This window comes from Thermoactinospora rubra (genome assembly GCF_002093975.1).
GTDB classification, from domain to species: Bacteria; Actinomycetota; Actinomycetes; order Streptosporangiales; family Streptosporangiaceae; genus Nonomuraea; species Nonomuraea rubra_A.
This window is the reverse complement of the sequence record NZ_KZ084330.1, coordinates 84,718-105,822: the sequence shown is the minus strand read 5'-3', so window position 1 is coordinate 105,822 and position 21,105 is coordinate 84,718. Positions and strand designations below refer to the sequence as shown.

General features: G+C 73.0%; 13 protein-coding genes and 1 pseudogene. 3 read left to right on the top strand and 11 right to left on the bottom strand.

Annotation, left to right across the window (positions count from 1 at the left end; genetic code table 11):
- Positions 1-11: 11 nt before the first annotated feature.
- Positions 12-1,775 carry an AMP-dependent synthetase/ligase gene (locus BSB02_RS10300; protein ID WP_084958493.1) on the top strand — a complete coding sequence of 588 codons (1,764 nt, stop codon included), beginning with the start codon at positions 12-14 and terminating at the stop codon, positions 1,773-1,775.
- Here the strand turns inward: BSB02_RS10300 and BSB02_RS42115 are convergent.
- The 10 genes from BSB02_RS42115 to BSB02_RS10250 form a co-directional block, all read right to left on the bottom strand.
- Positions 1,768-3,444 carry a bifunctional phosphatase PAP2/diacylglycerol kinase family protein gene (locus tag BSB02_RS42115; RefSeq protein ID WP_084958492.1) on the bottom strand — a complete coding sequence of 559 codons (1,677 nt, stop codon included), beginning with the start codon at positions 3,442-3,444 and terminating at the stop codon, positions 1,768-1,770. The genes BSB02_RS10300 and BSB02_RS42115 overlap by 8 nt on opposite strands.
- Before the next feature lie 60 nt (positions 3,445-3,504).
- Positions 3,505-4,392, bottom strand: coding sequence for an acyltransferase domain-containing protein (locus BSB02_RS10290; RefSeq protein WP_084958491.1), 888 nt, complete (start codon positions 4,390-4,392; stop codon positions 3,505-3,507).
- Positions 4,367-6,361, bottom strand: a complete 1,995-nt coding sequence (locus BSB02_RS10285; protein WP_084958490.1) for a CehA/McbA family metallohydrolase — start codon at positions 6,359-6,361, stop codon at positions 4,367-4,369. The genes BSB02_RS10290 and BSB02_RS10285 overlap by 26 nt, the downstream gene beginning before the upstream one ends.
- 25 nt (positions 6,362-6,386) lie before the next feature.
- Positions 6,387-7,337 (bottom strand): methylmalonyl Co-A mutase-associated GTPase MeaB, encoded by a 951-nt coding sequence (gene meaB, locus BSB02_RS10280; RefSeq protein WP_084958489.1) that lies wholly within the window; start codon positions 7,335-7,337, stop codon positions 6,387-6,389.
- A 90-nt stretch (positions 7,338-7,427) separates the two neighbouring features.
- Entirely contained in the window at positions 7,428-9,587 is a 2,160-nt protein-coding gene (scpA, locus tag BSB02_RS10275) for a methylmalonyl-CoA mutase (protein WP_084958488.1), read from the bottom strand.
- 408 nt (positions 9,588-9,995) lie between these two features.
- The coding region (locus BSB02_RS10270) for a methylmalonyl-CoA mutase subunit beta (RefSeq protein ID WP_240506329.1) at positions 9,996-11,247 on the bottom strand (1,252 nt) is incomplete at its 3' end.
- A 45-nt stretch (positions 11,248-11,292) separates the two neighbouring features.
- Positions 11,293-13,101, bottom strand: coding sequence for a peptidoglycan-binding protein (locus tag BSB02_RS42105; RefSeq protein WP_240506328.1), 1,809 nt, complete (start codon positions 13,099-13,101; stop codon positions 11,293-11,295).
- Positions 13,102-13,204: 103 nt separating this feature from the next.
- Positions 13,205-14,134 carry an S-methyl-5-thioribose-1-phosphate isomerase gene (mtnA, locus tag BSB02_RS10260; RefSeq protein WP_084958487.1) on the bottom strand — a complete coding sequence of 310 codons (930 nt, stop codon included), beginning with the start codon at positions 14,132-14,134 and terminating at the stop codon, positions 13,205-13,207.
- 15 nt (positions 14,135-14,149) lie between these two features.
- Positions 14,150-15,064, bottom strand: a complete 915-nt coding sequence (locus BSB02_RS10255; protein WP_084958486.1) for a BtrH N-terminal domain-containing protein — start codon at positions 15,062-15,064, stop codon at positions 14,150-14,152.
- A 34-nt stretch (positions 15,065-15,098) separates the two neighbouring features.
- Positions 15,099-16,964 carry a CASTOR/POLLUX-related putative ion channel gene (locus BSB02_RS10250; RefSeq protein ID WP_084958485.1) on the bottom strand — a complete coding sequence of 622 codons (1,866 nt, stop codon included), beginning with the start codon at positions 16,962-16,964 and terminating at the stop codon, positions 15,099-15,101.
- Between the two features lie 88 nt (positions 16,965-17,052).
- Between BSB02_RS10250 and BSB02_RS10245 the strand changes: the two genes are divergently transcribed.
- Both BSB02_RS10245 and BSB02_RS10240 read left to right on the top strand, forming a co-directional pair.
- Positions 17,053-18,609, top strand: coding sequence for a serine/threonine-protein kinase (locus tag BSB02_RS10245; protein WP_084958484.1), 1,557 nt, complete (start codon positions 17,053-17,055; stop codon positions 18,607-18,609).
- Positions 18,610-18,684: 75 nt separating this feature from the next.
- A complete protein-coding gene (locus tag BSB02_RS10240) occupies positions 18,685-19,800 on the top strand; it encodes a DUF5925 domain-containing protein (RefSeq protein ID WP_240506327.1) in 1,116 nt (371 codons plus the stop codon).
- Positions 19,801-20,586: 786 nt separating this feature from the next.
- Here BSB02_RS10240 and BSB02_RS43860 read toward each other — a convergent pair.
- Positions 20,587-20,814: pseudogene (locus tag BSB02_RS43860) on the bottom strand (DUF7824 domain-containing protein); the annotation flags it as partial.
- Between the last annotated feature and the right edge of the window lie 291 nt (positions 20,815-21,105).

Here is a 21,105-nt window from a genome sequence, read left to right as displayed (position 1 = left end):
GGAGGTCGCGTATGTCGAGCATTCCCGCCTTGTTGCGTGACCGGGTGAAGCACAGCCCGGACGCCGAGGCCTACCGTTATCCGGCCGAGTCGGGGTGGGCATCGCTGACATGGAGCCAGGTGCAGGAGCGCGTGCGCCCGCTCGCGCTGGGCCTGGCGCAGCTGGGCGCGAACAAGGACAACCGGGTGGCGATCCTGTGCTCCACCCGCCTGGAGTGGATCCTCGCGGACCTGGCCGTGCTGGCGACGGGCGCGGCCACCACGACGATCTACCCCTCCAACACCGCCGAGGAGTGCGCCTACGTCATCAACGACTCGCAGACCAGGCTCGTCGTCGCGGAGAACGACGAGCAGGTCGCCAAGCTGAGGTCGGTCCGCGACCAGCTGGCCGGCGTGAGCAACGTCCTGGTGGTCGACGGTACGGCGAGCGACGACGGCTGGGTCGTCAGGCTCGACGACGTCAAGGGCGAGGGCGACTACGACGCCATGGTCGACGCGATCACCCCCGACGACCTGGCGACGCTGATCTACACCTCCGGCACCACGGGCCGCCCCAAGGGCGTGGAGCTGACCCACGGCAACTGGCTGGCCACCGCGGCCGGCGTGCGCGAGCTGGGCCTGCTGGGCCCCGACGACCTGCACTTCCTGTGGCTGCCGCTGGCGCACTCCTTCGGCAAGCTGCTGGAGGTCGTGATGATCGAGTGCGGGGTGCCGACCGCGATCGACGGCCGCCTGGACAAGATCGCCGACAACCTGGGCGAGCTGAAGCCCACGTTCATGGCCGCCGCGCCGCGCATCTTCGAGAAGATCCACAACACGGTCGCGGCCACCGTCCAGCGGGAGGGCGGCGCCAAGGCGAAGATCTTCGCGTGGGCCAAGAAGACCGGCGTCCGGGTCAGCCGCGCCCGCCAGAAGGGCGTGCCCGTGCCGCTGACCACCCGCCTGGAGCACGCCGTCGCCGACCGGCTGGTGTTCGCCAAGCTGCGCCAGCGCTTCGGCGGGCGCATCCGCTTCTTCATCTCCGGCTCCGCGCCGCTGTCGATGGAGGTGGCCGAGTTCTTCGACGGCGCGGGGCTGACGATCCTCGAAGGCTACGGGCTCACCGAGAGCTCGGCGGGCAGCTTCCTCAACCGGCCCGACTCCAACGCCTTCGGCACCGTCGGCCTGCCGCTGCCGGGCGTGCAGGTCCGCATCGCCGAGGACGGCGAGGTGCTCATCGGCGGCCCCGGCATCATGCGCGGCTACCACAACCTGCCGGAGGAGACCGCGGCGACGCTGGAGGACGGCTGGCTGCACACCGGCGACATCGGCGAGCTGGACGAGGCGGGCCGGCTGCGCATCACCGACCGCAAGAAGGAGCTCATCAAGACCTCCGGCGGCAAGTACGTCGCCCCCACCTACATCGAGGGCAAGATCAAGGCCGCCTGCCCGTTCCTGTCGCACGTGTTCGTCCACGGCGACCGGCGCAACTACTGCACGGCCCTGGTCACGCTCGACATGGACGTGGTCAGGCCGTGGGCGGCGGCCGAGGGCCTGCCCGAGGACCCCGAGCAGCTGCGCGGCCACGAGCGCATGCGGGCGGAGGTGCAGAAGGCCGTCGACGCGGTGAACTCGACGCTCCCGAGCTACTCGACGATCAAGAAGTTCGCGATCCTGTCGCAGGACTTCGCCGTGGAGACGGGCGAGCTGACCCCCAGCCTCAAGGTGCGGCGCAAGGTCGTCGAGGAGCACTTCCGCGACGAGCTCGACCAGATGTACGAGCGGGCCGTCATCTGAGCACGTGCAGGGCGCGCGGCCGTTTGGCGAAGACGGCCGTGCCCCGCACGGCCACGGTCCTGCCGCCGTCGAGGGTCAGCCGCACCCGGCCGGACGGCGCGTGAGCGGACAGGGTCAGGTGGTCGGCCTGCCACCGGCGGTACAGCCGCGACAGGCCCAGGCGGGCGCCGATCAGGCTGGTGAAGGCGCGCAGCCTCGGCAGCCGGTCGGCGGCGGTGAGCATCCTGACGTCCAGCAGGCCGTCCTCCAGCCGGTGGCGACGCCTGGGCACCGGGCTCGAGCCGTCGTAGCGGCAGTTACCGACGAACAAGGCCCACGTCCGGTACGGCACGCCGTCCACGACGAGCTCGGCGGGCCTCGCGCCGGCGCGCATGAGCTCGGCGAGCGACCACAGCAGGGCGGGCCAGGTGCCCAGGACGTGGCGCCTGGCCTCCACGCGCGCCGCCAGCTCGCCGTGCAGGCCGGCGCCGGCGTGGTTGAGGAAGACGTGTCCCGCGACCTCGCCGACGTCCACCGCGACGACCGCGCCCGTCCGGTAGGCGTGGACGGCGTCCCCGGGGTCCTCCAGGCCGAGGGCGGCGGGGAGGGCCGAGAAGAAGGCGGGCCGGCAGGGCACCGCCAGCAGGGGCAGGCCGCGGCCGAGCGCCTCGCGGGCCGCGTCCGCGACCGCCGCGTCGCCGCCCGCCACGCCGAGCACCTTCGCGCCCGCGGCGACCCGCCGTACGGCATCGCGGAAGGACCTCGCGCCGCCCGTGACGCCGGCCCCGGTCTCCGCGGCTCCAGCCTCAGCGGCTGCGGCCTCCGCTGTCCCGGACTCCGCAACTCCTGACTCCAAGACTCCGATGGCCGCGGCTTCGGTCTCCGCGGCCTCGGACCTCGCGACTTCGGGTTCCAGGGCTCCGGACTCCGCGATTTCAGTCTCCGGCGCCTCGAACTCCCCTGCCCCGGTCTCCGCGACGTCTGACTCCACAGTCCTGGCGTCGGCGGGCGGAGCCGCCACGATGGACGCGCGGGGCAGCGCCGCCCGGATCTCCGCCAGGTCGGCTCCCGGCTCGGCGACCAGCACCAGGCCCTCGCCCTCGGGGTCGTGCGCCTCGGCCGGGGCGGCGGCCGCCGCGCGGGCCCGGCCCGCCTCGCCCGCCTCCGGCCAGACGCGCCGCGTCAGCAGCCCCGTGACCACCCCGATGGCCGCCCCGGCCAGCACGTCCCCCGGGTAGTGCACGCCCGTGTAGACGCGCGAGAAGCACACCGCCGAGGCCAGCAGCGCGACCGGGACGGCCACCCGCGGCGGGGCCTCCAGCGCCACCGCCGTGGCGAAGGCCGCCGCCGAGGCCGAGTGCCCCGAGGGGAACGACGCCGACAGCGGCATCCTCAGCACGCGCGCCACGGGGGGCCGCGCCGCCGGCCGCTCCCGCTTGAACACCTGCTTGCCCACGAGGTTGACCAGCGGGCTGGCCAGGCTGATCGCGAGCATCCCGCGCGTGGCCGCGCGCCGCATCCTGCGCCTGCCGCTCAACGCGAACACGCCCGCCGCCCCGGTCCACAGCAGCGCGTTGTCGGCCGCCCGCGACAGCTGGGGCAGCACCCGCTCCAGCCCGGGCAGGTGCGCCTCGGCCACCGCCGCGAACAGCTTCTTGTCCAGCCGGTGGAGGTGTGATCTCAGCCGCATGCACCGGCTAATGCCCGAATTCCGCGATTTCCACCTCGCGCCGCGCCACCCTCTCCGTCCTCACAATCGCGTGACGCCCATGGTCCAGCAGGGGACGGCGCCGCCGTCGAGCAGGGTGGCGACGGCCCGCTCCAGGGAGGTACGGCGGGGCGGCACCGCGGGCGGCTCGGCGGTGCCGTACACGAAGGGCAGGATGCCGTCGCGGTCGGGGCGCGGGTTGCCGGTGACGAAGCGCCGCTGGAAGGCCACGATGTTGGACCCGCGCGGCAGGTGGGCGGCGAGCCGGCCGTCCAGCAGCCACGAGTCGCACACCGCCAGGCGCACCTTGCCGTCGGGGAAGTCCTCGGGGAAGTGCCGGGGGAAGAACTCCCGCGCCCGGCGGAAGGATTCCTCGCACGCCTCGGGCGTCATGGGGCCGAGGAAGTCGGGGATGTGCACGCTCAGCACCGGCTCGCCCGCCTCGGCGTCGATGCCCGCCGACCGCGCCAGCCCGGCCATCGCCTCGCCCAGCGGGGCCCGCTCGAACTGCAGCCTGCCCAGCGCGTAGAGCAGGCCGCGGAAATGCAGGGTGTGCCACCAGACGGCGTTCAGCCCCGGCCTGCCGTGCAGCCGCCGGTGGACGGCCATGTGCCGCCCGAGGTCGGTCAGCGTGAACCACGACACCTCCGCCGGGATGCCGTGCTCGCGGTGGTAGGCGCGCACGTGGGGCAGGAGGGCCAGGAAGACGTAGACGTAGTAGTACGGGCCGAACTCCGCCGTCGCCTCCTCGGGCGGCCGCGGCCCGCTGTCTGCCCGCCCCATCCTCGCCAGCAGGTCGCCCGCGTCCTGCTGGAGCCGCCGCCAGGCGTCGGAGCCGGGCGCGGGCCGGCCGGCCAGGAGCGGGGCGATGTCCTCGTGTGGGACGGCGAGCTTGAGCAGCTCCTCAGCGGTCAGGCAGGCCAGGTCCATGACCGTCAAGCCTAGCCCGGTACACCGCGCGGGCCTGCTCGTAGAGCTCCAGGTGCGCCTCCAGCTGGCCGTCGGCGTCGAACCTGCCGAGCTCGCGCACCAGGCCCTCCAGGCGGTCCAGCCAGTCCAGGCACCAGCGGACGTCCTCGGGCCTGGCGATCGGGCCGCCGCCCACCTCCAGGTAGACCGGGCTGGTGTGGGCGTAGACGCCCTCGGGGTGCATCGAGCGGGGGTGCGGCCCGCCGGTGGCGACCGCGACCACGTACGTGGGCTCGTCCGGGCGCAGCTCCACCTCCAGCCGGCCGGGCGGCCCCTGCGCCGCGACGCCCCCGGCGGTGCGGACCTCCAGCCGCTCCACCTCCGGCCCGACGGACCTGACCTGGACCCGCACCCGCTCCCCCGCCGCCAGGCGCAGCGTCTCGCCCGGCCCGTGCCCGTTGACCTTGAGCTCCAGCCACGGCCCGGTGGTGGCGAAGGTCCGGCCCAGCTGGATCGCCTCGCCGTACGACTCGGCGGTCAGGGGCCCGTCCACCCAGGCGTAGACCCGCGCCCAGCCGGGCGGGCTGGAGGCGGTGCCGCGGCGGCAGATCGACAGGACGGCGTCGGTGCCCGCGCTGACGGCCAGGCGGTTGCCCGCCCCGATGAGCCGCCGGTAGACCGCCGCGGTCGCCTCGATCGAGGAGTGGTTGAGCACGTCGAGGGCGTCGACCAGGCCGAGGGCGGCGTCGGCGACGACCTCCCGCGCCGCGCAGTTGCGTCCGGAGCCGAGCTCGTCGCCGGGCGTGTGGAACGGGTGGCCGTAGCTGCGCACGCCTCCCAGCTCGCGCAGGATCCGGCTGTTGGGCGGGTGGTCGGCGCCGGTGAACCCGCTGTGCCAGCGGCTCGGCGGGCCGCCCAGGCCGAAGGCCGTGCAGTGGCCCAGCAGGTCGTTGCGATACTCCACGCCGAACCGGGCGATGTGCCGCTCGTCCGACCACGGCAGGTCGCGCCCGGCCCAGTGCTCCATCGCCTCGCGGTCGTAGACCCGCTCCCCGGCGACGTTGCCCGCGACCAGGTTCAGCACGTGCAGGTCCTCGCCCTCCTGCGCGGCGGCGGCCAGCGCGGGCCCGGCCGGCTCCTCGCCCATCCAGTTGAGGTGGACGTGCAGGTCGCCGCCGTACCAGCCGTGGCTCTCGGCGTCGTAGAGGCGTTCCGGCCGCAGCTCCACCAGCCGGTGCTCGCCGGGGGCCAGGTCGAGCCGCACCTCGTCGGTGGCGTACTCCATGCCCCTGGTGACCTGCACGACCACCGTCTCGGCCGGGACGTCGAGGGTGAGGCCGTCGCCGTGGAAGTACGGCCTGCGGTGCGCGTCGAGCTTGCGCGGCACCCCGCCGGGCCACCAGCCCTGGCCGTCCTCGCTGCTGACGCTCCAGCGGCACGGGAAGCCCGCGCGGAGGGTCAGCGTGGCCTTGGGGACGCGCCGGGCCAGCGGCGTCAGGTCCACCCGCCGCCCGTCGGCGATCACCTCGGCCGCGCCGTCGATCTCCACCAGGCGCGCTCCCTTCGGTTCCACCTGGTACGGCGTGCCGTTCACGGTCACGGTGGCCGGCTCGTCGCGGCTGGAGTCCAGCAGAAGCGTGGTGCGCGGCGGCGTGTCGTCGAGGACCGCCTGGGTCCTGGCCTCCAGGCTCGCGCCTTCCGGCGTGAGGCGGAGGGCGGCCAGGTTGTCCAGCACGTCCCCGGCGAGGGTGTCGCGGACGATGCGGTCCGCGACCAGCGGGTCGCCGTCGCGGTCCCCCACGGCCCTGCGATAGGCGGCCACGGAGAAGCCGTAGGGAGGCATGAGGTAGGCGCTCGTGCGGACCTCGGCCAGGTAGGCCACGCCTTGCTCGCCCCAGCAGACGCCGTGCTCGTCGCGCAGCGCCCGGTACTCCGCCACGGCCTTGGCGACCGGTTCCGGCAGCAGGCGGTCTACATCGCCTTCGTCCACATCGCCTTCATCCACATCGCCATCGTCACATGGCGCGGCGGAAGGCGGCCAGCAACCGGTCCGCGGCGAGCGCGGGCGTGAGCCGTCCCTCCAGCACCTCCCGCTCGACCTCGGCCACGCCCGGCACCCGCCGTACCTCGGCCAGCAGGCGGTTCTCCACCAGCGTCCACACCCACCGGACCTGCTGGCGGCGGCGCTTGGCCGCCACGTCGACGCCCTCCTGGTGAACCAGGACGTGCCGCCACAGCTCCTCCAGGCCCGCGCCGGTCAGGCCGCTGGTGGTCAGCACGGGCGGCGGGCCGTCCTCCGAGCGCAGCATGCGCAGCGCCCCCGCCAGCTCCCGCGCCGCCTTGCGGGCCGCCGGCTCGTGCTCGCCGTCCGCCTTGTTGATCGCGATCACGTCGGCCAGCTCCAGCACGCCCTTCTTGATGCCCTGCAGCTGGTCGCCGGTCCGGGCCAGGCTGAGCAGCACGAACGTGTCCACCATGTCGGCGACCGCCGTCTCGGACTGGCCCACGCCGACCGTCTCCACGATCACCACGTCGTACCCGGCCGCCTCCACCACGACCATCGCCTCGCGGGTGGCCTTGGTCACCCCGCCCAGCGTGCCGGACGTCGGGGACGGCCGGATGAAGGCGTTCTCGTCGGCGGCCAGCCTGGCCATGCGGGTCTTGTCGCCCAGGATGCTGCCGCCGGTCCTGGTGGAGGACGGGTCGACGGCCAGCACCGCCACGCGGTGCCCCTCCCGGGTGAGCATCGTGCCGAGAGCGTCGATGAACGTCGACTTGCCGGCCCCCGGCAGGCCGCTGATCCCCACGCGCCTGGCGTTGCCCGCCAGCGGCGTCAGCTCCACCAGCAGCCGCTGGGCCAGCTCCATGTGGTCGGGCCTGGAGGACTCCACGAGGGTGATCGCGCGGGCGATCCACGTGCGCGAGCCGGCCTTCACTCCGTCGACGTAGTCCTCCAGGGATCTCATGCCACCGATCGTACGAGCAGGTCGGGACGAAAGCGGAGGAGTGGGGCCTCCGCCCGAGCGAGGCTCGGACGGCGCGCGATGCCGTCGAGGTCAGTGCCCCAGCCTCGACCGCAGCTCCTCCACCAGGCCAAGGGCGGCGTCGGCGATCACCGTTCCCGGGGGGAAGATCGCGGCGGCGCCCGCGGCGCGCAGCGCGTCGAAGTCGTCGGGCGGGATCACGCCGCCGACGACGATCATGACGTCCCCGGCGTCGAGGTCCTCCAGCGCCTTCTTCAGCGCCGGCACCAGCGTCAGATGCCCCGCGGCCAGCGTCGAGACCCCGACGATGTGCACGTCCGCCTCGACGGCCTGGCGCGCGACCTCCTCCGGCGTCTGGAACAGCGGCCCGACGTCGACGTCGAAGCCGAGGTCGGCGAAGGAGGTGGCGATGACCTTCTGGCCCCGGTCGTGGCCGTCCTGGCCCATCTTGGCCACGAGGATGCGGGGGCGGCGGCCCTCCAGGCGCTCGAACTCGGCGCACGCCCGCCGTACCCGCTCGATGTTCTCCGCCGGGCCCGCCTCCTCACGGTACACACCGGAGATGGTACGGATCTGGCCGGCGTGGCGGCCGAAGACCTGCTCCAGGGCGGCGGAGATCTCCCCCACGGTGGCCTTGGCGCGGGCGGCGTCGATGGACAGCTTCAGCAGGTTGCCGTCCAGGCCGGCCGTGGGGTTGGCGGCGGCCTTCGTCAGGGCCTCCAGGGCTCGCCGCACGGCCTCGGGGTCGCGCTCGGCGCGCAGGCGGCGGAGCTTGTCCAGCTGCTGCGCGCGCACCGCGCTGTTGTCGACCTTCAGCACCTCGATCGGCTCGTCGGCGGCCGGGCGGTACTTGTTGACGCCGATGACGGGCTGGCGGCCGGAGTCGATGCGGGCCTGGGTGCGGGCCGCCGCCTCCTCGATGCGCAGCTTGGGTAGCCCGGCGTCGATCGCCTTGGCCATGCCGCCGGCCTGCTCGATCTCCTCGATGTGGCGCCAGGCCCGGACGGCCAGGTCGTGGGTGAGGCGTTCGACGTAGTAGCTGCCGCCCCACGGGTCGATCGGGCGGGTGGTGCCGGATTCCTGCTGCAGGACCAGCTGCGTGTTGCGCGCGATGCGGGCCGAGAAGTCGCTGGGCAGCGCCAGCGCCTCGTCGAGGGCGTTGGTGTGGAGCGACTGCGTGTGGCCCTGCGTGGCGGCCATGGCCTCGATGCAGGTGCGCACGACGTTGTTGAAGACGTCCTGCGCGGTCAGCGACCAGCCCGAGGTCTGGCAGTGGGTGCGCAGGGACAACGACTTGGGATTTTTCGCGCCGAAGCCGGAGACGAGCTTGGCCCACAGCAGCCGGGCCGCCCGCAGCTTGGCCACCTCCATGAAGAAGTTCATGCCGATGCACCAGAAGAACGACAGCCGCGGCGCGAAGGCGTCGATGTCGAGCCCGGCGTCGATCCCGGCGCGCAGGTACTCCATCCCGTCCGCCAGCGTGTAGGCCAGCTCCAGGTCGCAGGTGGCCCCCGCCTCCTGGATGTGGTACCCGGAAATGCTGATGGAGTTGAATTTCGGCATCTTCGCTGACGTATAAGCGAAAATATCCGAAATAATCCGCATGGACGGCTCGGGCGGATAAATGTAGGTGTTCCGGACCATGAACTCCTTGAGGATGTCGTTCTGGATGGTTCCCGCGAGCTGCTCCGGCTTCACCCCCTGCTCCTCCGCCGCGACGATGTACATCGCCATGACCGGCAGGACCGCGCCGTTCATCGTCATCGACACGCTCATCCTGTCCAGCGGGATCCCGTCGAACAGCTGGCGCATGTCGTAGATCGAGTCGATCGCCACGCCCGCCATGCCCACGTCGCCCGCCACGCGCGGATGGTCGGAGTCGTACCCGCGGTGCGTGGCCAGGTCGAAGGCCACCGACAGGCCCTTCTGCCCGGCGGCCAGGTTGCGCCGGTAGAAGGCGTTGGACTCCTCCGCCGTCGAGAAGCCCGCGTACTGCCGGATCGTCCAGGGCTGCGTGACGTACATCGTCGGGTACGGCCCGCGCAGGTACGGCACAGCCCCCGGATAGGTGCGCAGGAAGTCCAGCCCCTCCAGGTCGCCGGGGGTGTAGAGCGGCTTGACCGCGATGCCCTCGGGCGTCTGCCAGGTCTCGCCCTCCGGCACGGCGGGCGCCCCCGCAGCCGGGTCCTCATACGGAACGCCCGAGAAGTCCGGGATACCGGACGGAGTCATCGCACCACCCCCAGGTCGTCGAAGGTCGTCCGCAGCACCGCGAGCGCGTCGCACCCGGCGTACAGGTAGGAGTCGACACCCTCGTAGTCTCCCCTCCCGGCCAGCCACACCCGCCTGGCCCCCGCCTTCCGCAGCGCGGCGGCCACCGCGGCAGCGTGCTCGCCGTACAGCCTGTCGCTGGAGCACAGGCAGGCCACGCTGGTGCCGCTGACGGCGAACGCGGTCGCGATCTGCTCGGGATCCGTGCCCGGCCCGGCGGTCTCCACGGCGATGCCGCCCGCCTGGAAGAGGTTCGCCGCGAAGGCGGCCCGCGCGGTGTGCGCGGCGACGGGCCCGATGGTGGCCAGGAACACCTTGGGCCGCACCGGCTGCGCGTCGGCCAGGTCGCGCAGCTCCTCGAACGGCGCNCGGCCCGCCCCCCCCCCCCCCCCCGCCGTACCGGCTTCTCCTCCAGGTGGGGGAACTCGCTCACGCCCGTGATCGGGAAGCGCCGGTGGGCGACGTCGTCGTCGCGGCGCGCCCGCGTCCGCGCGATCCGCTCGGCCACCAGGGGCGCCTCGATCCCTCCGGCGCGCTCGATCTCCTGGAACCACTCCCACGCCCGCACGGCCAGGTCGTGGGTGCAGCGCTCGACGTACCAGGACCCGCCCGCCGGGTCGGCCACCCGCCCGATCGAGGACTCCTCCAGCAGCAGCGAGTGGGTGTTGCGGGCGATGCGCCGCGAGAAGGCGTCCGGCAGGCCCAGCGCGGCGTCGAACGGCTGGACGGTCACCGCGTCGGCCCCTCCCACGCCCGCCGCGAAGCAGGCCAGCGTCGTGCGCAGCATGTTCACCCACGGGTCGCGCCTGGTCATCATCGCCGAGGAGGTCACCGCGTGCTGCAGCTGCTCCCCCGGCCCGCCGCACACCTGCGCGACGCGCGCCCACAGGCGGCGGGCCGCCCGGAGCTTGGCGATCGTCGCGAACTGGTCGGCGGTGGCGGCGTAGCGGAACTCCAGCTGGCCCAGCGCCTCGGCCACGCTCAGCCCGCCCTCGACCAGCGCCCGCAGGTGCGCCACGCCCAGCGCGAGCGAGCAGCCGAGCTCCTGCACGTCGCTGCCGCCCGCGTCGTGGTACGGCAGCGCGTCCACCACGACCGCGCGCAGCCCCGGATGGTCGGCGACGCAGCGCCGGGCGAGCTCCACGACCACCTCGCGCCCCGCCGTCCCCAGGCAGGCCCCGAGGTTGCCCGACAGGGGCGTGCCCCGCTCGGCGGCCAGCCCGATCAGGGTCTCGGCGGCCTCGGCCACCCGCCCGCCGGCGTCGAGCACGACGGGCGCGAGGTCGAGGTAGACCTCCGCCAGCACGCGCGGCAGGTCCTCGGGCGGCACGGCCAGCCACAGCGAGGTGACGCCGTTCTCCAGGTCGGCGAGCACCGCCTCAGGGTCGGCCGTCTCGTGGCGCTGCCGCACGTCCCAGCCGCGCCGGGCCGGCCGCAGGCCCGGGCGGGCGGGCAGGTCGGAGGCGTCGTAGAGCGGTGCGACCGGCACCCCGTCGTAGGTGGGCGCGGCCAGGTACGCCTCGGGGTCGTCGGTCTCCACGCCTGATTTGCGCAGGACGGCGAGCGCGAGCGCCCGCCACTCCTCCCGTGTCGTCGCAGGGAAGTCCGCCGCCAGTTCCATGCCTCGGATAGTAAGCGCCCGCCGACCACGACAACGCCTCGGGGCTCAGGGTAGCGGAGCCTCCCAGGCCAGCCGCCACGTCACCGGCCCGACGACGCCGTCGACCGCGATGCCCTGGTTGCGCTGGAAGCGGCGGCACACGTCGCGCGAGTCGGGCCCGTAGGCGCCGTCGACGGCGATGTTCCAGCCGCGCCTGCTCATCTGCGCCTGCCAGGTGCGCACGTCCTGACCGCGCATGACCGGCGGGTACTTCAGCAGCCGCCCGGGGAACGGCGGCGCTCCGCCCGTCCCGCCGCCGGGCCGGGGCGCGCCGCGCCTGACCCACGCATACAGCGGCTCGCCCGGGCAGTCGGTCGGGTAGCCGTCGCGGTGCCCCTTGATCTCGCTGCCGGCGTTGCCGTGCTGCCGCAGGTGCTCGATGGCGTCGCGGACGCCGTGGAGCAGGCCGTCGGGCGGCTGGACCAGCCCGGAGTTGCCCACCAGGCCCAGCACGGCGTAGTGACCGGCGTTGAGCCCCGCCCCATTGGCGGCCGGCAGATGGAGCGGGCCCCGCCCCTCGAAGACCATCCGGTGCGGGCACGCGATGTAGGTGTTGCCGGTGAAGTAGACCGTTCCCCGGCGGCGGGCCAGCCAGGACTGGTTCTCCGTACGGGGACACCAGATCTCGCCGTCGTAGCGGAGAGGTTTGATCACGAAATTGGCTTGGCGCTGCGCGGCCGACCGTGGCGAGAAGTATGAGTTCTTTCTTATGGTGACCTGCCACATAGTGCTCTTGCACGAATTGGTCGGTGGCCGGGGTCGCAACGAAGCGGCCCTGCCACTTACAAGCACCGCGAACATGAACGCCTCGGCGGCCGCCCTGTTCTTCTGGGCGAGGATGCCGTCGCCCGCGTTGTCGGCTGCGAGGGAAGTCTCGATGAAGAGAGACAGTTGAGCCTTCGTCAGCGACAGGAGGAAGGAGTGAGTCGGCACTCGGCCTGGTGCCGCTTCGAGCAGCCGTCTGCCCGCATCCGCGGAGAGATGGAACTCCACGAGGTGCCGGTTGACGGATTCACGCCAACGTGGGACGCCGTCGGTCTGCCTTCCTCTGCGCGGGAAGCTCTCCGCGGGCGGCCCGAAAACCTCCCGGAGCGCGGCGCGAATACGCGCGACGTAGGTGGAGTTCTTAACCGACTGATAGAGGGCAACGCTCGTGGACCTTCTGCCTCCCCGAAGCGTCATGACGTGTCCCTCGGTCCAGAACCACGCCACCAGTTCGACGAAGGCGTCGGACCACTTCGGCTCAGAAGGCAGATCCGCGCACGGCGCAGCGATCGGGATGCGATCCCAATACCCGATCGTCTGTGTCGTCACCCACAGCCGTTCATACGAGGCGAGGCTTCTGCGCCCATCGCCTCCCATCCTGCGATACAGGCGCTCCACCGGCCAGCGGTGGTCGGGTGTCGTCAGGGACGAGTGGGAGGTGCCCTCCATCAGCACCAGCTCCCGCTGCTGTCGCGGGAAGACGCACACTTCGAGCACCGGCTGCCACTGCGAGACACCGAGCTCGTGGTTGAGGGTCAGCGCCAGGTCGCCGACCCGCAGGTCTCTGTAGGACTTCCACCCCTGTTGGGTGAGGATCTCCGTTTCCTCATCGACGCAGTAGCCGATGTCTATCCAGCCGTTGGCGTCCATGTGGTGCTTCTGGATGGACCTGACCAGCGCCACGCACTTGGCGTGGTCGGAGACGGTCGCCGGGTCCACCCGGCCGCCGGTGTAGTGCACCTTCACACCGCGCGTGGACTCCAGCTGGGTGTAGCTGCCCCTCGGGGCGCGGGCGCCCCACTCGCTCCGTAACACCAGGTCGATGGCCATGGCGCGCTCCCCTCGTGCCGTGATAGCCGAGCGTAACCCGGGATGTGCGGAGAGCATGGGGAATTCGCCGAAATCGGTATCGGCCCGGGACCGGATCACCCGTCTAGGGCCGGATCACGCGACTTTCGGTGACGATGGCCGAGATGAGGTCGTGCGGCGTGACGTCGAAGGCGGGGTTGAGCGCCTTGGCGCCGGGCGGCGCGAGCCGTACGCCTCGGAGCGTCAGCACCTCCTCGGCGTCGCGGTCCTCGATGGCGATGTGGTCGCCGGAGGGGGTGGCGGGGTCGATGGTGGACTCGGGGGCCACGACGACGAACGGCACCCCGGCGCGGCGGGCGCCCAGCGCGAGGGCGTAGGTTCCGATCTTGTTGGCCGTGTCGCCGTTGGCGGCGATGCGGTCGGCCCCGACGAGGACCGCGTCCACGCCCGTGGTCAGCAGGTACGGCCCGGCCGAGTCGACGACGAGCCGGTACGGCGCGCCCATCCGGTCCAGCTCCCAGGCGGTGAGCCGGGCGCCCTGCAGCAGCGGGCGGGTCTCCAGGGCCAGGACCTCGGCCAGGCGGCCGCGTTCGTGGAGGGTCTGGACGACGCCCAGGGCGGTGCCGCGCTCGACGCAGGCCAGGCCGCCGGTGTTGCAGATCGTCATGATCCGCAGGGCGTCGCCCTCGATGAGGTCGGCGCCGCGCGCTCCCATCGCGTGGCAGGCGGCGACGTCCTCGTCGCGGATGCGGAGCGCGGCCTCCAGCGGGTCGCCGGGATGGGCCAGCACCCGGTCGATGCCCCAGGCCAGGTTGACGGCCGTGGGGCGGGCGGCGCGCAGGCGGGCGACGGCCTCGGCGTCGCCGCCGGCCAGCACCACGCCGAGCGCGCCCGCCACTCCCAGCGCGGGCGCTCCGCGCACGGCCAGCCGCCGGATGGCGTCGATCAGGTCGTCCACGGTCGTAATGCGCAGCACCACGAGCCGGTCGGGCAGCTGCGTCTGGTCGATCAGCTCGACGGCGCCGTCGACCCAGTCGATGGTGCGCTGGCTCACCTGTGAACCGTACCTCTACAGGGTCACCTTGCTGAGCGTCTCCATGGCGGCCTGTTCCCGGCCGGCCAGCTCCCGCAGGATCGCCGCCGCGCTGTCGGGCTCGCCGCGCTCGATGTGGGCCGCCGCCTCGCTCCACAGCGGCGCGATCTCGGCGTACATCGCGTGCCCGGCGCGCAGCGCGGGATCGTCGGCGATCGTGAGGCACTCGGCGAGGAAGTCCCGGTACAGGTTCCTGAACAGGGCGCCGCCGGTGCCGCCGCGTTCCATGAGGACGCCGGTCTGCGGGGTGATCTCGGCGACGCGCGCCGCCGCCTTGGCGATGCCGCGGTGGCCGAGGTTGGAGATGGGCGCGGCGAGGAAGCCGGCGGCGTTCGCGCGGATGGCGGGGCCGATCGCGTCCTCGACCCGCACGGGGCGGGGCGCGGCGAGGGTGAAGGACAGGTTCCGCGCCGTCATCGGGCCGCGCTCGGCGCGGGCGGCCGCCAGGCTCTCCAGGCTCGTGGTGACCGCGCCGCCCTGCTGGTCGGTGTCGACCAGGTAGGCCCGGCGGTCGTCGTAGCCGTACACGGCGACGACGTGCCCACCGAAGTGGATCTTGGTGGTGAAGTACTCCAGGTGGAAGCTGTCCAGCTGCAGGCCCACCGGGCGGCCGGCGTCGATCTCCTCGCGGACCTGCTGCCAGGCCTTGCGCGGGGAGGAGGTCTCGCGCACGGTCAGCTCCAGGCCGAGCCGCTCGGCCAGGTTCCTGGTGAGGTGGAGGGGCTTGACCCGGCCGCCGAGGAACCCCTGCCAGTAGACGAAGCCGAGGCCCGAGCCCAGGCCGAACAGCATGGGCTCGGACAGGTCGAGGCCCTGGTGGCGCAGCAGCACCCCCAGGGCGCTGGTCTCGCAGTGCCGCGTGCCGTACGCGGAGACGTCATGGAGGATCACGGCACCAGCCTGGGGTCTCCCCCCGTGGGAGGGTCTAGCGCTCGGCGAGCACGATGACGGAGTCACGGCGGCCGAGCGTCAGCTTGGCGGTCTTGTCGGGGTTCAGCACGATGCCGTAATGGGGCGGGGTGTTGAGCTGGGTGGCCAGGCGGTAGCCGATGGCGGTCTCGCCGCGGCGGCGGGCCGACTCCACGACGGTGGCGAAGTTGATCTCGGCGCCCGGCTGGACGTAGTCGGCGGCGGGCCGCGGGTAGATCTCCGAGCCGCGCGAGTCGAACAGGTAGCCGAACACCTCGGCCAGGTGCCGGTTCTCGGCCAGCTGGGCGAGCAGCAGGCCGATGACGGTGTCGCTGATGACGATGTCGTCGGCCTCGGTCACCTCGGCGAGCGCGCGGTTGCTCTCGTCGTGCATCTCGCTGACGATGGAGTACCGCTGGCCGTGAGCCTGCTGCATGTCGCGCAGGTGCAGCAGCGTCATCAGCGTGCGGGTGTCGGCGTGCTGCGGGGAGTAGCGGTCGTCGGACAGCACGATGACGTGGTCGAACAGCCCCAGGCCCAGCGCCTCCAGCGCGTACCGGTCGGTGGTGTCGCAGTCCTTGACGTTGACCTTGAGGTTCTCCAGCGCCATGAGGTCCACCCCGGCCTTGGGGTGGTCGGTGGCGATCTCCAGGAGCGAGCCGGCGGGGACGTAGCCGTCGAGGTAGCGGATGATCTGCTCGGCGCGGCCGTTCCAATTGAGGATGAGCGTCCGCTCGGGCTCCGGCCTGCGGCGTTCGGCGGTGACGATGGCCGTGTCGACCGGCTGGGGCGGCTCGCCGCCGAACCGGATCACGGAGTCGTCCTGGGCGATGAGCACGATCTGGTCGCCGCTGTCGATCACGGTGTCCATCGGCGGGTTGAGCGTGACCCCGCCGGGGCGGCTCAGGCCCATGACGGTGGCCGTGCGGTAGGCCGGCAGCGCCTCGCCGTACGTCCTGCCGACCAGCTCCGGCTCGGTGCGCAGGTAGATCTCGCCGCCGTCGAAGTTCAGCAGGTCCATGCAGACCACCGACATGCCGGACTGGCGGGAGGACTGGACGATGAGCCGGGAGGCGGTGTCGTCGGAGTCCACCAGGTGGACGGCCGGGCCGCCGGCCAGGCGGGCGGCGGCGAGGTTGCGGCTGGAGGCGAGGGCGGCCACGACGGGCGGGTGGACGCCGGCGCGCTTGGCGAGCGCCAGGAGGATCTTCACCACGTGCGCGTCGGGGTCCTCGCCCTCGGGTGAGAGGACCACGATGGAACGTGCCGAGCCGAGGTTCATCAGCTCCAGGTCGCGCGGCTCGGTGGGCCGGCCGGTGCGGCAGACGATCCGCGTCCTGCCGGTGTCGCCCAGGCGCTCGCGTAGCTCCTCCTCCATGGTCGGCTTGTCGCGGTCGGCGAGGATGGCGATGACCGCGCCGCGCTGGCTGGCGTTGGCTTTGACCAGCTCGCCGACGATGGTGTGGACCTGGTCGGACCAGCCCAGGACGACGGTGTGGCCGCGCTCGACGATGCGGGAGCGGCCCCGGCGCAGCCGGTCGACCTTGGCCTTGAGCCCGTTGGACAGCAGGCCGATGAGGATGCTGACGATGAACAGGCCGCCCAGCGAGCCGATGAACATGACGGCCATGAACGGCACGCTGCCCTTGTCGCTGGCGATCTTGCTGGGTGTCATGGCGTGCATGAGGGCGAGCCAGAGCACCTCCCCCGCGCTCATGCCGGGAGCCGGCTCGCCCGGCGCCAGCCACAGGGTCAGCCCCGCCACCACCACGATGAGCGCGAGTGACACCAGGGACAGCCAGCCGACCAGCGCCGCCGTTCCCTTGGCCATGGTGTTGTCGAACCAATACCGCACACGCTCGCGGAAGCTCGCCCTGGACACCCCGAAACCTCCATGTGGGCGCTGACACTTCGTGGATCACCAGGGTCATACGGTACCGGGCTATTTCCCGACATGTACCGTAACGGCCATGGTCTTCCCACTCGAACCGGACGACCCGCCGCAGCTGGGCGATTACCGGTTGGCCGGCCGCCTCGGCGAGGGCGGCCAGGGCGTGGTGTACCTGGGGTTCGACCCCGTCGGCGAGCGGGTGGCGGTCAAGCTGCTGTCCAGCGGCGATCGCGAGACGCGGGCGCGGCTGGGCCGGGAGCTGCAGGCTTTGGAGAGCATCGCGTCCTTCTGCACGGCCCGCGTCCTGGCGGTCTCCACGGACGGGCCGCGGCCGTGGGTGGCCAGCGAGTACGTCGACGGCCCGTCGCTGGCCACGCGGGTCTTCGAGCGGGGACCGCTGCACGGCGGCGAGCTGGAACGCCTGGCGGTGGGGACGGCGACCGCCCTGGCGGCCATCCACGCCGCCGGGATCGTGCATCGCGACTTCAAGCCGGGCAACGTACTGCTGGGCCCCGACGGGCCGCGCGTGGTGGACTTCGGCATCGCCCGCGCCGAGGGGGCGGCGACGATGACCTCGGGCCTGATCGGCACGCCCGCCTACCTCGCGCCCGAGCAGATCAACGGCTCCCCGGCCTCGGCCGCCTCCGACGTCTTCGCGTGGGGCGCGACGATGCTCTACGCGGCGACCGGCTCCAGCCCGTTCGGGGCGGACACGGTGCCCGCGGTGATGCATCGGGTGCTGTACTCCGAGCCGGACCTGTCGCCGTTACCGCCCCGCCTGCGGGGGATCATCGGGGCCGCGCTGTCGAAGGACCCGGCGCGGCGGCCTTCGGCCAAGGAGCTGATGGTGGCGCTGGTCAACCCCCAGGCCGCCGCGCCCATGGCCACCCCCGTGGCCGCCTCGCCGGGCACGATCCCGCCCCACCCGGTGTCCCACCCTGGAGGCCACCCTCGTGGCGCGCCTCCTCACGGGGGTCACGGCGCCTGGACCGATCCCGGCAGCAGGGCCAACTCGACGGTGCCGCCACCGCGCCCCCCGTCACGCCGCGCTCCCATCGTCGCGACGGCCGTCGCCGTGGCCCTGGCGGCCACGGCCGCGGGCGTCGTGCTGTGGCTGAACCGCGACCCGTCGCCCGGAGACGACCAGCCGACCAGGACCGTCGCCGCCTCCTCCCCCGCGGCCGGCCGGCAGCCGACCGAGACCCCGCCCAGCCCGTCGCCGTCGCCGTCGGAGGACGAGAGCAGTCAGCCCGCCGACGCGGGACAGCAGGGAGACCTGAAGATCCCGGCCGCCTTCGCGGGCACCTGGAAGGGCACGGCCGACAGCAGGGCCATCGACGGCAAGACCTTCGAGGACGAGCCCGTCACCATCACGCTCGCGGCCGGCCGGTCCAAGGGCACCTGGGAGTCGCCCGGCGAGGACGCCGGCTGCAGCAAGGGCGAGCTGGTGCTCACCGGCTACTCGACGTCGGCCCTCATCTTCGAGCTCACCGGGCTGGGCGGCACGTGCGTGGGGTTCGACCTGCTGGGCACCAATCCGACGATCAAGCTCACCAGGAAGAACGCCATCACCCTGGACTACCAGGCCAATTTCGTGATGGGGCAGAGCAAGGGCATTCTCAAGAAGTCCTCCTGAGCCGCCCGGCCTCGCGGTGTCGCGGATCGTAATATTCCGTGGACATGTCCGGCATGCTCGCGGATCATGAAACGCATGTCCGTCATGAAGGAGGTGGCCTTCTCCGCCGACCAGACACGCACCGGCGCGACGCCCGGCCCGCTGCCCATGACCGTGTGGCTGGACGACGCCGACTCCGCGCTCGACGTGATCGACGCCCTCGCCCTGTCGCCGTTCGCGACCGGCGTCCAGCCGTGGTACCGGCAGGCCGATCTCGAGCGCGTGCGTCCCGAGGCGACGCTGTATCCCGCGCACGGCACCGTGGTGCGCACCGCCAAGGTCGAGGACGGCTCCGAGGCGCGGCTGGTGTGCGGCGAGGGGTGGACGCTGCGTGCCGTACGGCACCGCGGGCGGAGCGCCACCGTCGGGGTCACGGCCGTCACCGAGGAGCTGGCCCGGGCGGTGCTGAAGGAGGCGACCGAGGGCGCAGAGGAGCCCGACCCCGAGGCCGAGCACGTCAAGATGGGGTTCTGGTGGCGGGCGCGGCACGGTGGCAACCGCTCGGACAAGCCCGTCACCGCCCAGCCCTGGGCCGAGATCAGCGGCAACTACACCGCCGCGGCGCGCGCCCGGCTGGAGCGGCTCATGGCCCTGCGGCCCGGCGACGTCGCCGGCCGGCTCGTCCTCCTGCACGGGCCGCCCGGGACCGGCAAGACCACGCTGCTGCGCACGCTGGCCCGCAAGTGGCGCGAATGGTGCCAGGTGGACTGCGTGCTCGACCCCGAGCAGCTGTTCGGCAGCCCCGGGTACCTCATGGAGGTCGCCGTCGGGCACGACGACGACCGCTGGCGGCTGCTGGTGCTGGAGGACTGCGACGAGCTGATCGGCGCGAGCGCCAAGGCGGCCTCAGGACAGGGCCTGTCGCGCCTGCTCAACCTGACCGACGGCCTGCTGGGCCAGGGCCGCGACGTGCTGGTGGCGATCACCACCAACGAGGACCTGACGCGCCTGCACCCGGCGGTGGTCCGCCCGGGCCGCTGCCTGGCCCAGATCGAGGTCGGGCCGCTGAGCCGGGAGGAGGCCGTGCGCTGGCTCGGCACGGGCGAGGGCGTCGGCCCGGAGGGCGCCACGCTGGCCGAGCTGTACGCCCTGCGCGCCCACCGGGCTGTGGCCCCCGCCGCCGTCAGGGAGCCGACCGGCCTCTACCTGTGACACCTTCCAGCAGCTCGTGAAGCCGCCGCGCTTCACGGATGACGCCGCTGGAGCCCTTGCGCGCGGCGATCTCGGCCACCGCCGGGATCGCCCCGCGGGCGTCCGCCCATCGCGCCGCCCGTACGGCGAAGCCGAGCGCCCGCGTGTGCCCGGAGTGCGCCCGCCCGGCTCGGGGAGGTAGACGGGCAGCAGCCCGGCGACGATCTGCCACACCTCGCGGTGCGCGCCCTGCCAAGCGCACTCCTCCAGGGACTCCAGCACGTCGCGGAGCCTGCCGGAGCCCAGGCGCACCAGCATTCCGAGCTGCCGCCCGCACTCGGCCGCCGGGAGGCTGCGCCGCGCGACGGCGCGCAGCAGGAGCGAGACGCCGGGCTCCCGCCCCTGCGAGGACTCCCGCTCGGCCAGCAGCCAGGCGAGCAACAGGGCGATCCCCTCGGTCCCCGGGCCGCCTTGGTCGAGCAACGCCGCGACGTCGTCGTGGAAGGCTTCCGGACGGCGCCAGTGGTCGAGCAGGTACGGCACCAGCTGCATCGCCGCCACGTCCGGGTCGGCGGGCGTGACCAGCGGCCAGCCGCCCAGGTGTTCCTTGTTCCTATTCCATAGCTCCACCGGCGGATCGGCCAGGAGCAGGTCCGCCAGGTCCAGGCCCGTGGCCGGTGCCTGGATCCGCGAGCGGAACGGAGGCCAGGGCCCCCGGTCGTCGCCGATCCACTCGACGCGCGTCGAGGGCCGTGGCCGGCGCTCCAGCCAGCGGACCAGCGTGGCGCCCGCTTCTGAGCCGAGCGCGCGTGCCTTCGCGACGTCCTCCCCGGCCACCTCACGGGGCAGCCGGAGCAGGGCCTGCTGCAGGTCGGCGTCGAGGGGGCGGACGCCTGCCCGCTCGTAGCCCTCCAGGCGCGCCACCAGCTCGCCGACGTCCAGCATGCCGTCGGCGCGGGTGGGGGTGGCCAGCAGGTACGGCGGAAGCGCCCCGCTCTTGAGCGCGGCGTAGAGCTCGGCGCACCGGCGCAGCATGACGAAGCGCGGGGCCGCGACCGACGCCGGGCTGGGGAGCCGATCCGGGCAAGGACCCTCCTCGTAGCCGCGCGGCCATCCCTCCGTCGACCTGGCGACGCCGCGGATCTCACCCTCGATCGGCTCGCCCACCACCGCATGTTCCAGGTTCCCCAGCGGGACGCCCTCCTCCGTCAGTTGCGTGATGATGTGGGAGCGCCACTTCTCCGGCAGCCGGCCGAAGTCGGCCTCGAAGGAGCCCTCGCCGATGTCGACCCAGAACCGATGCGTGACGGGCGACCGCAACCCACC

What these genes read in the sequence shown, in the direction of transcription:
- BSB02_RS10300 (WP_084958493.1), top strand. Translation starts at nt 12, where the DNA reads ATGTCGAGCATTCCCGCCTTGTTGCGTGACCGGGTGAAGCACAGCCCG.
- BSB02_RS42115 (WP_084958492.1), bottom strand. Translation starts at nt 3,444, where the DNA reads ATGCGGCTGAGATCACACCTCCACCGGCTGGACAAGAAGCTGTTCGCG.
- BSB02_RS10290 (WP_084958491.1), bottom strand. Translation starts at nt 4,392, where the DNA reads ATGGACCTGGCCTGCCTGACCGCTGAGGAGCTGCTCAAGCTCGCCGTC.
- meaB (WP_084958489.1), bottom strand. Translation starts at nt 7,337, where the DNA reads ATGAGATCCCTGGAGGACTACGTCGACGGAGTGAAGGCCGGCTCGCGC.
- scpA (WP_084958488.1), bottom strand. Translation starts at nt 9,587, where the DNA reads ATGACTCCGTCCGGTATCCCGGACTTCTCGGGCGTTCCGTATGAGGAC.
- BSB02_RS42105 (WP_240506328.1), bottom strand. Translation starts at nt 13,101, where the DNA reads ATGGCCATCGACCTGGTGTTACGGAGCGAGTGGGGCGCCCGCGCCCCG.
- BSB02_RS10245 (WP_084958484.1), top strand. Translation starts at nt 17,053, where the DNA reads ATGGTCTTCCCACTCGAACCGGACGACCCGCCGCAGCTGGGCGATTAC.
- BSB02_RS10240 (WP_240506327.1), top strand. Translation starts at nt 18,685, where the DNA reads ATGTCCGTCATGAAGGAGGTGGCCTTCTCCGCCGACCAGACACGCACC.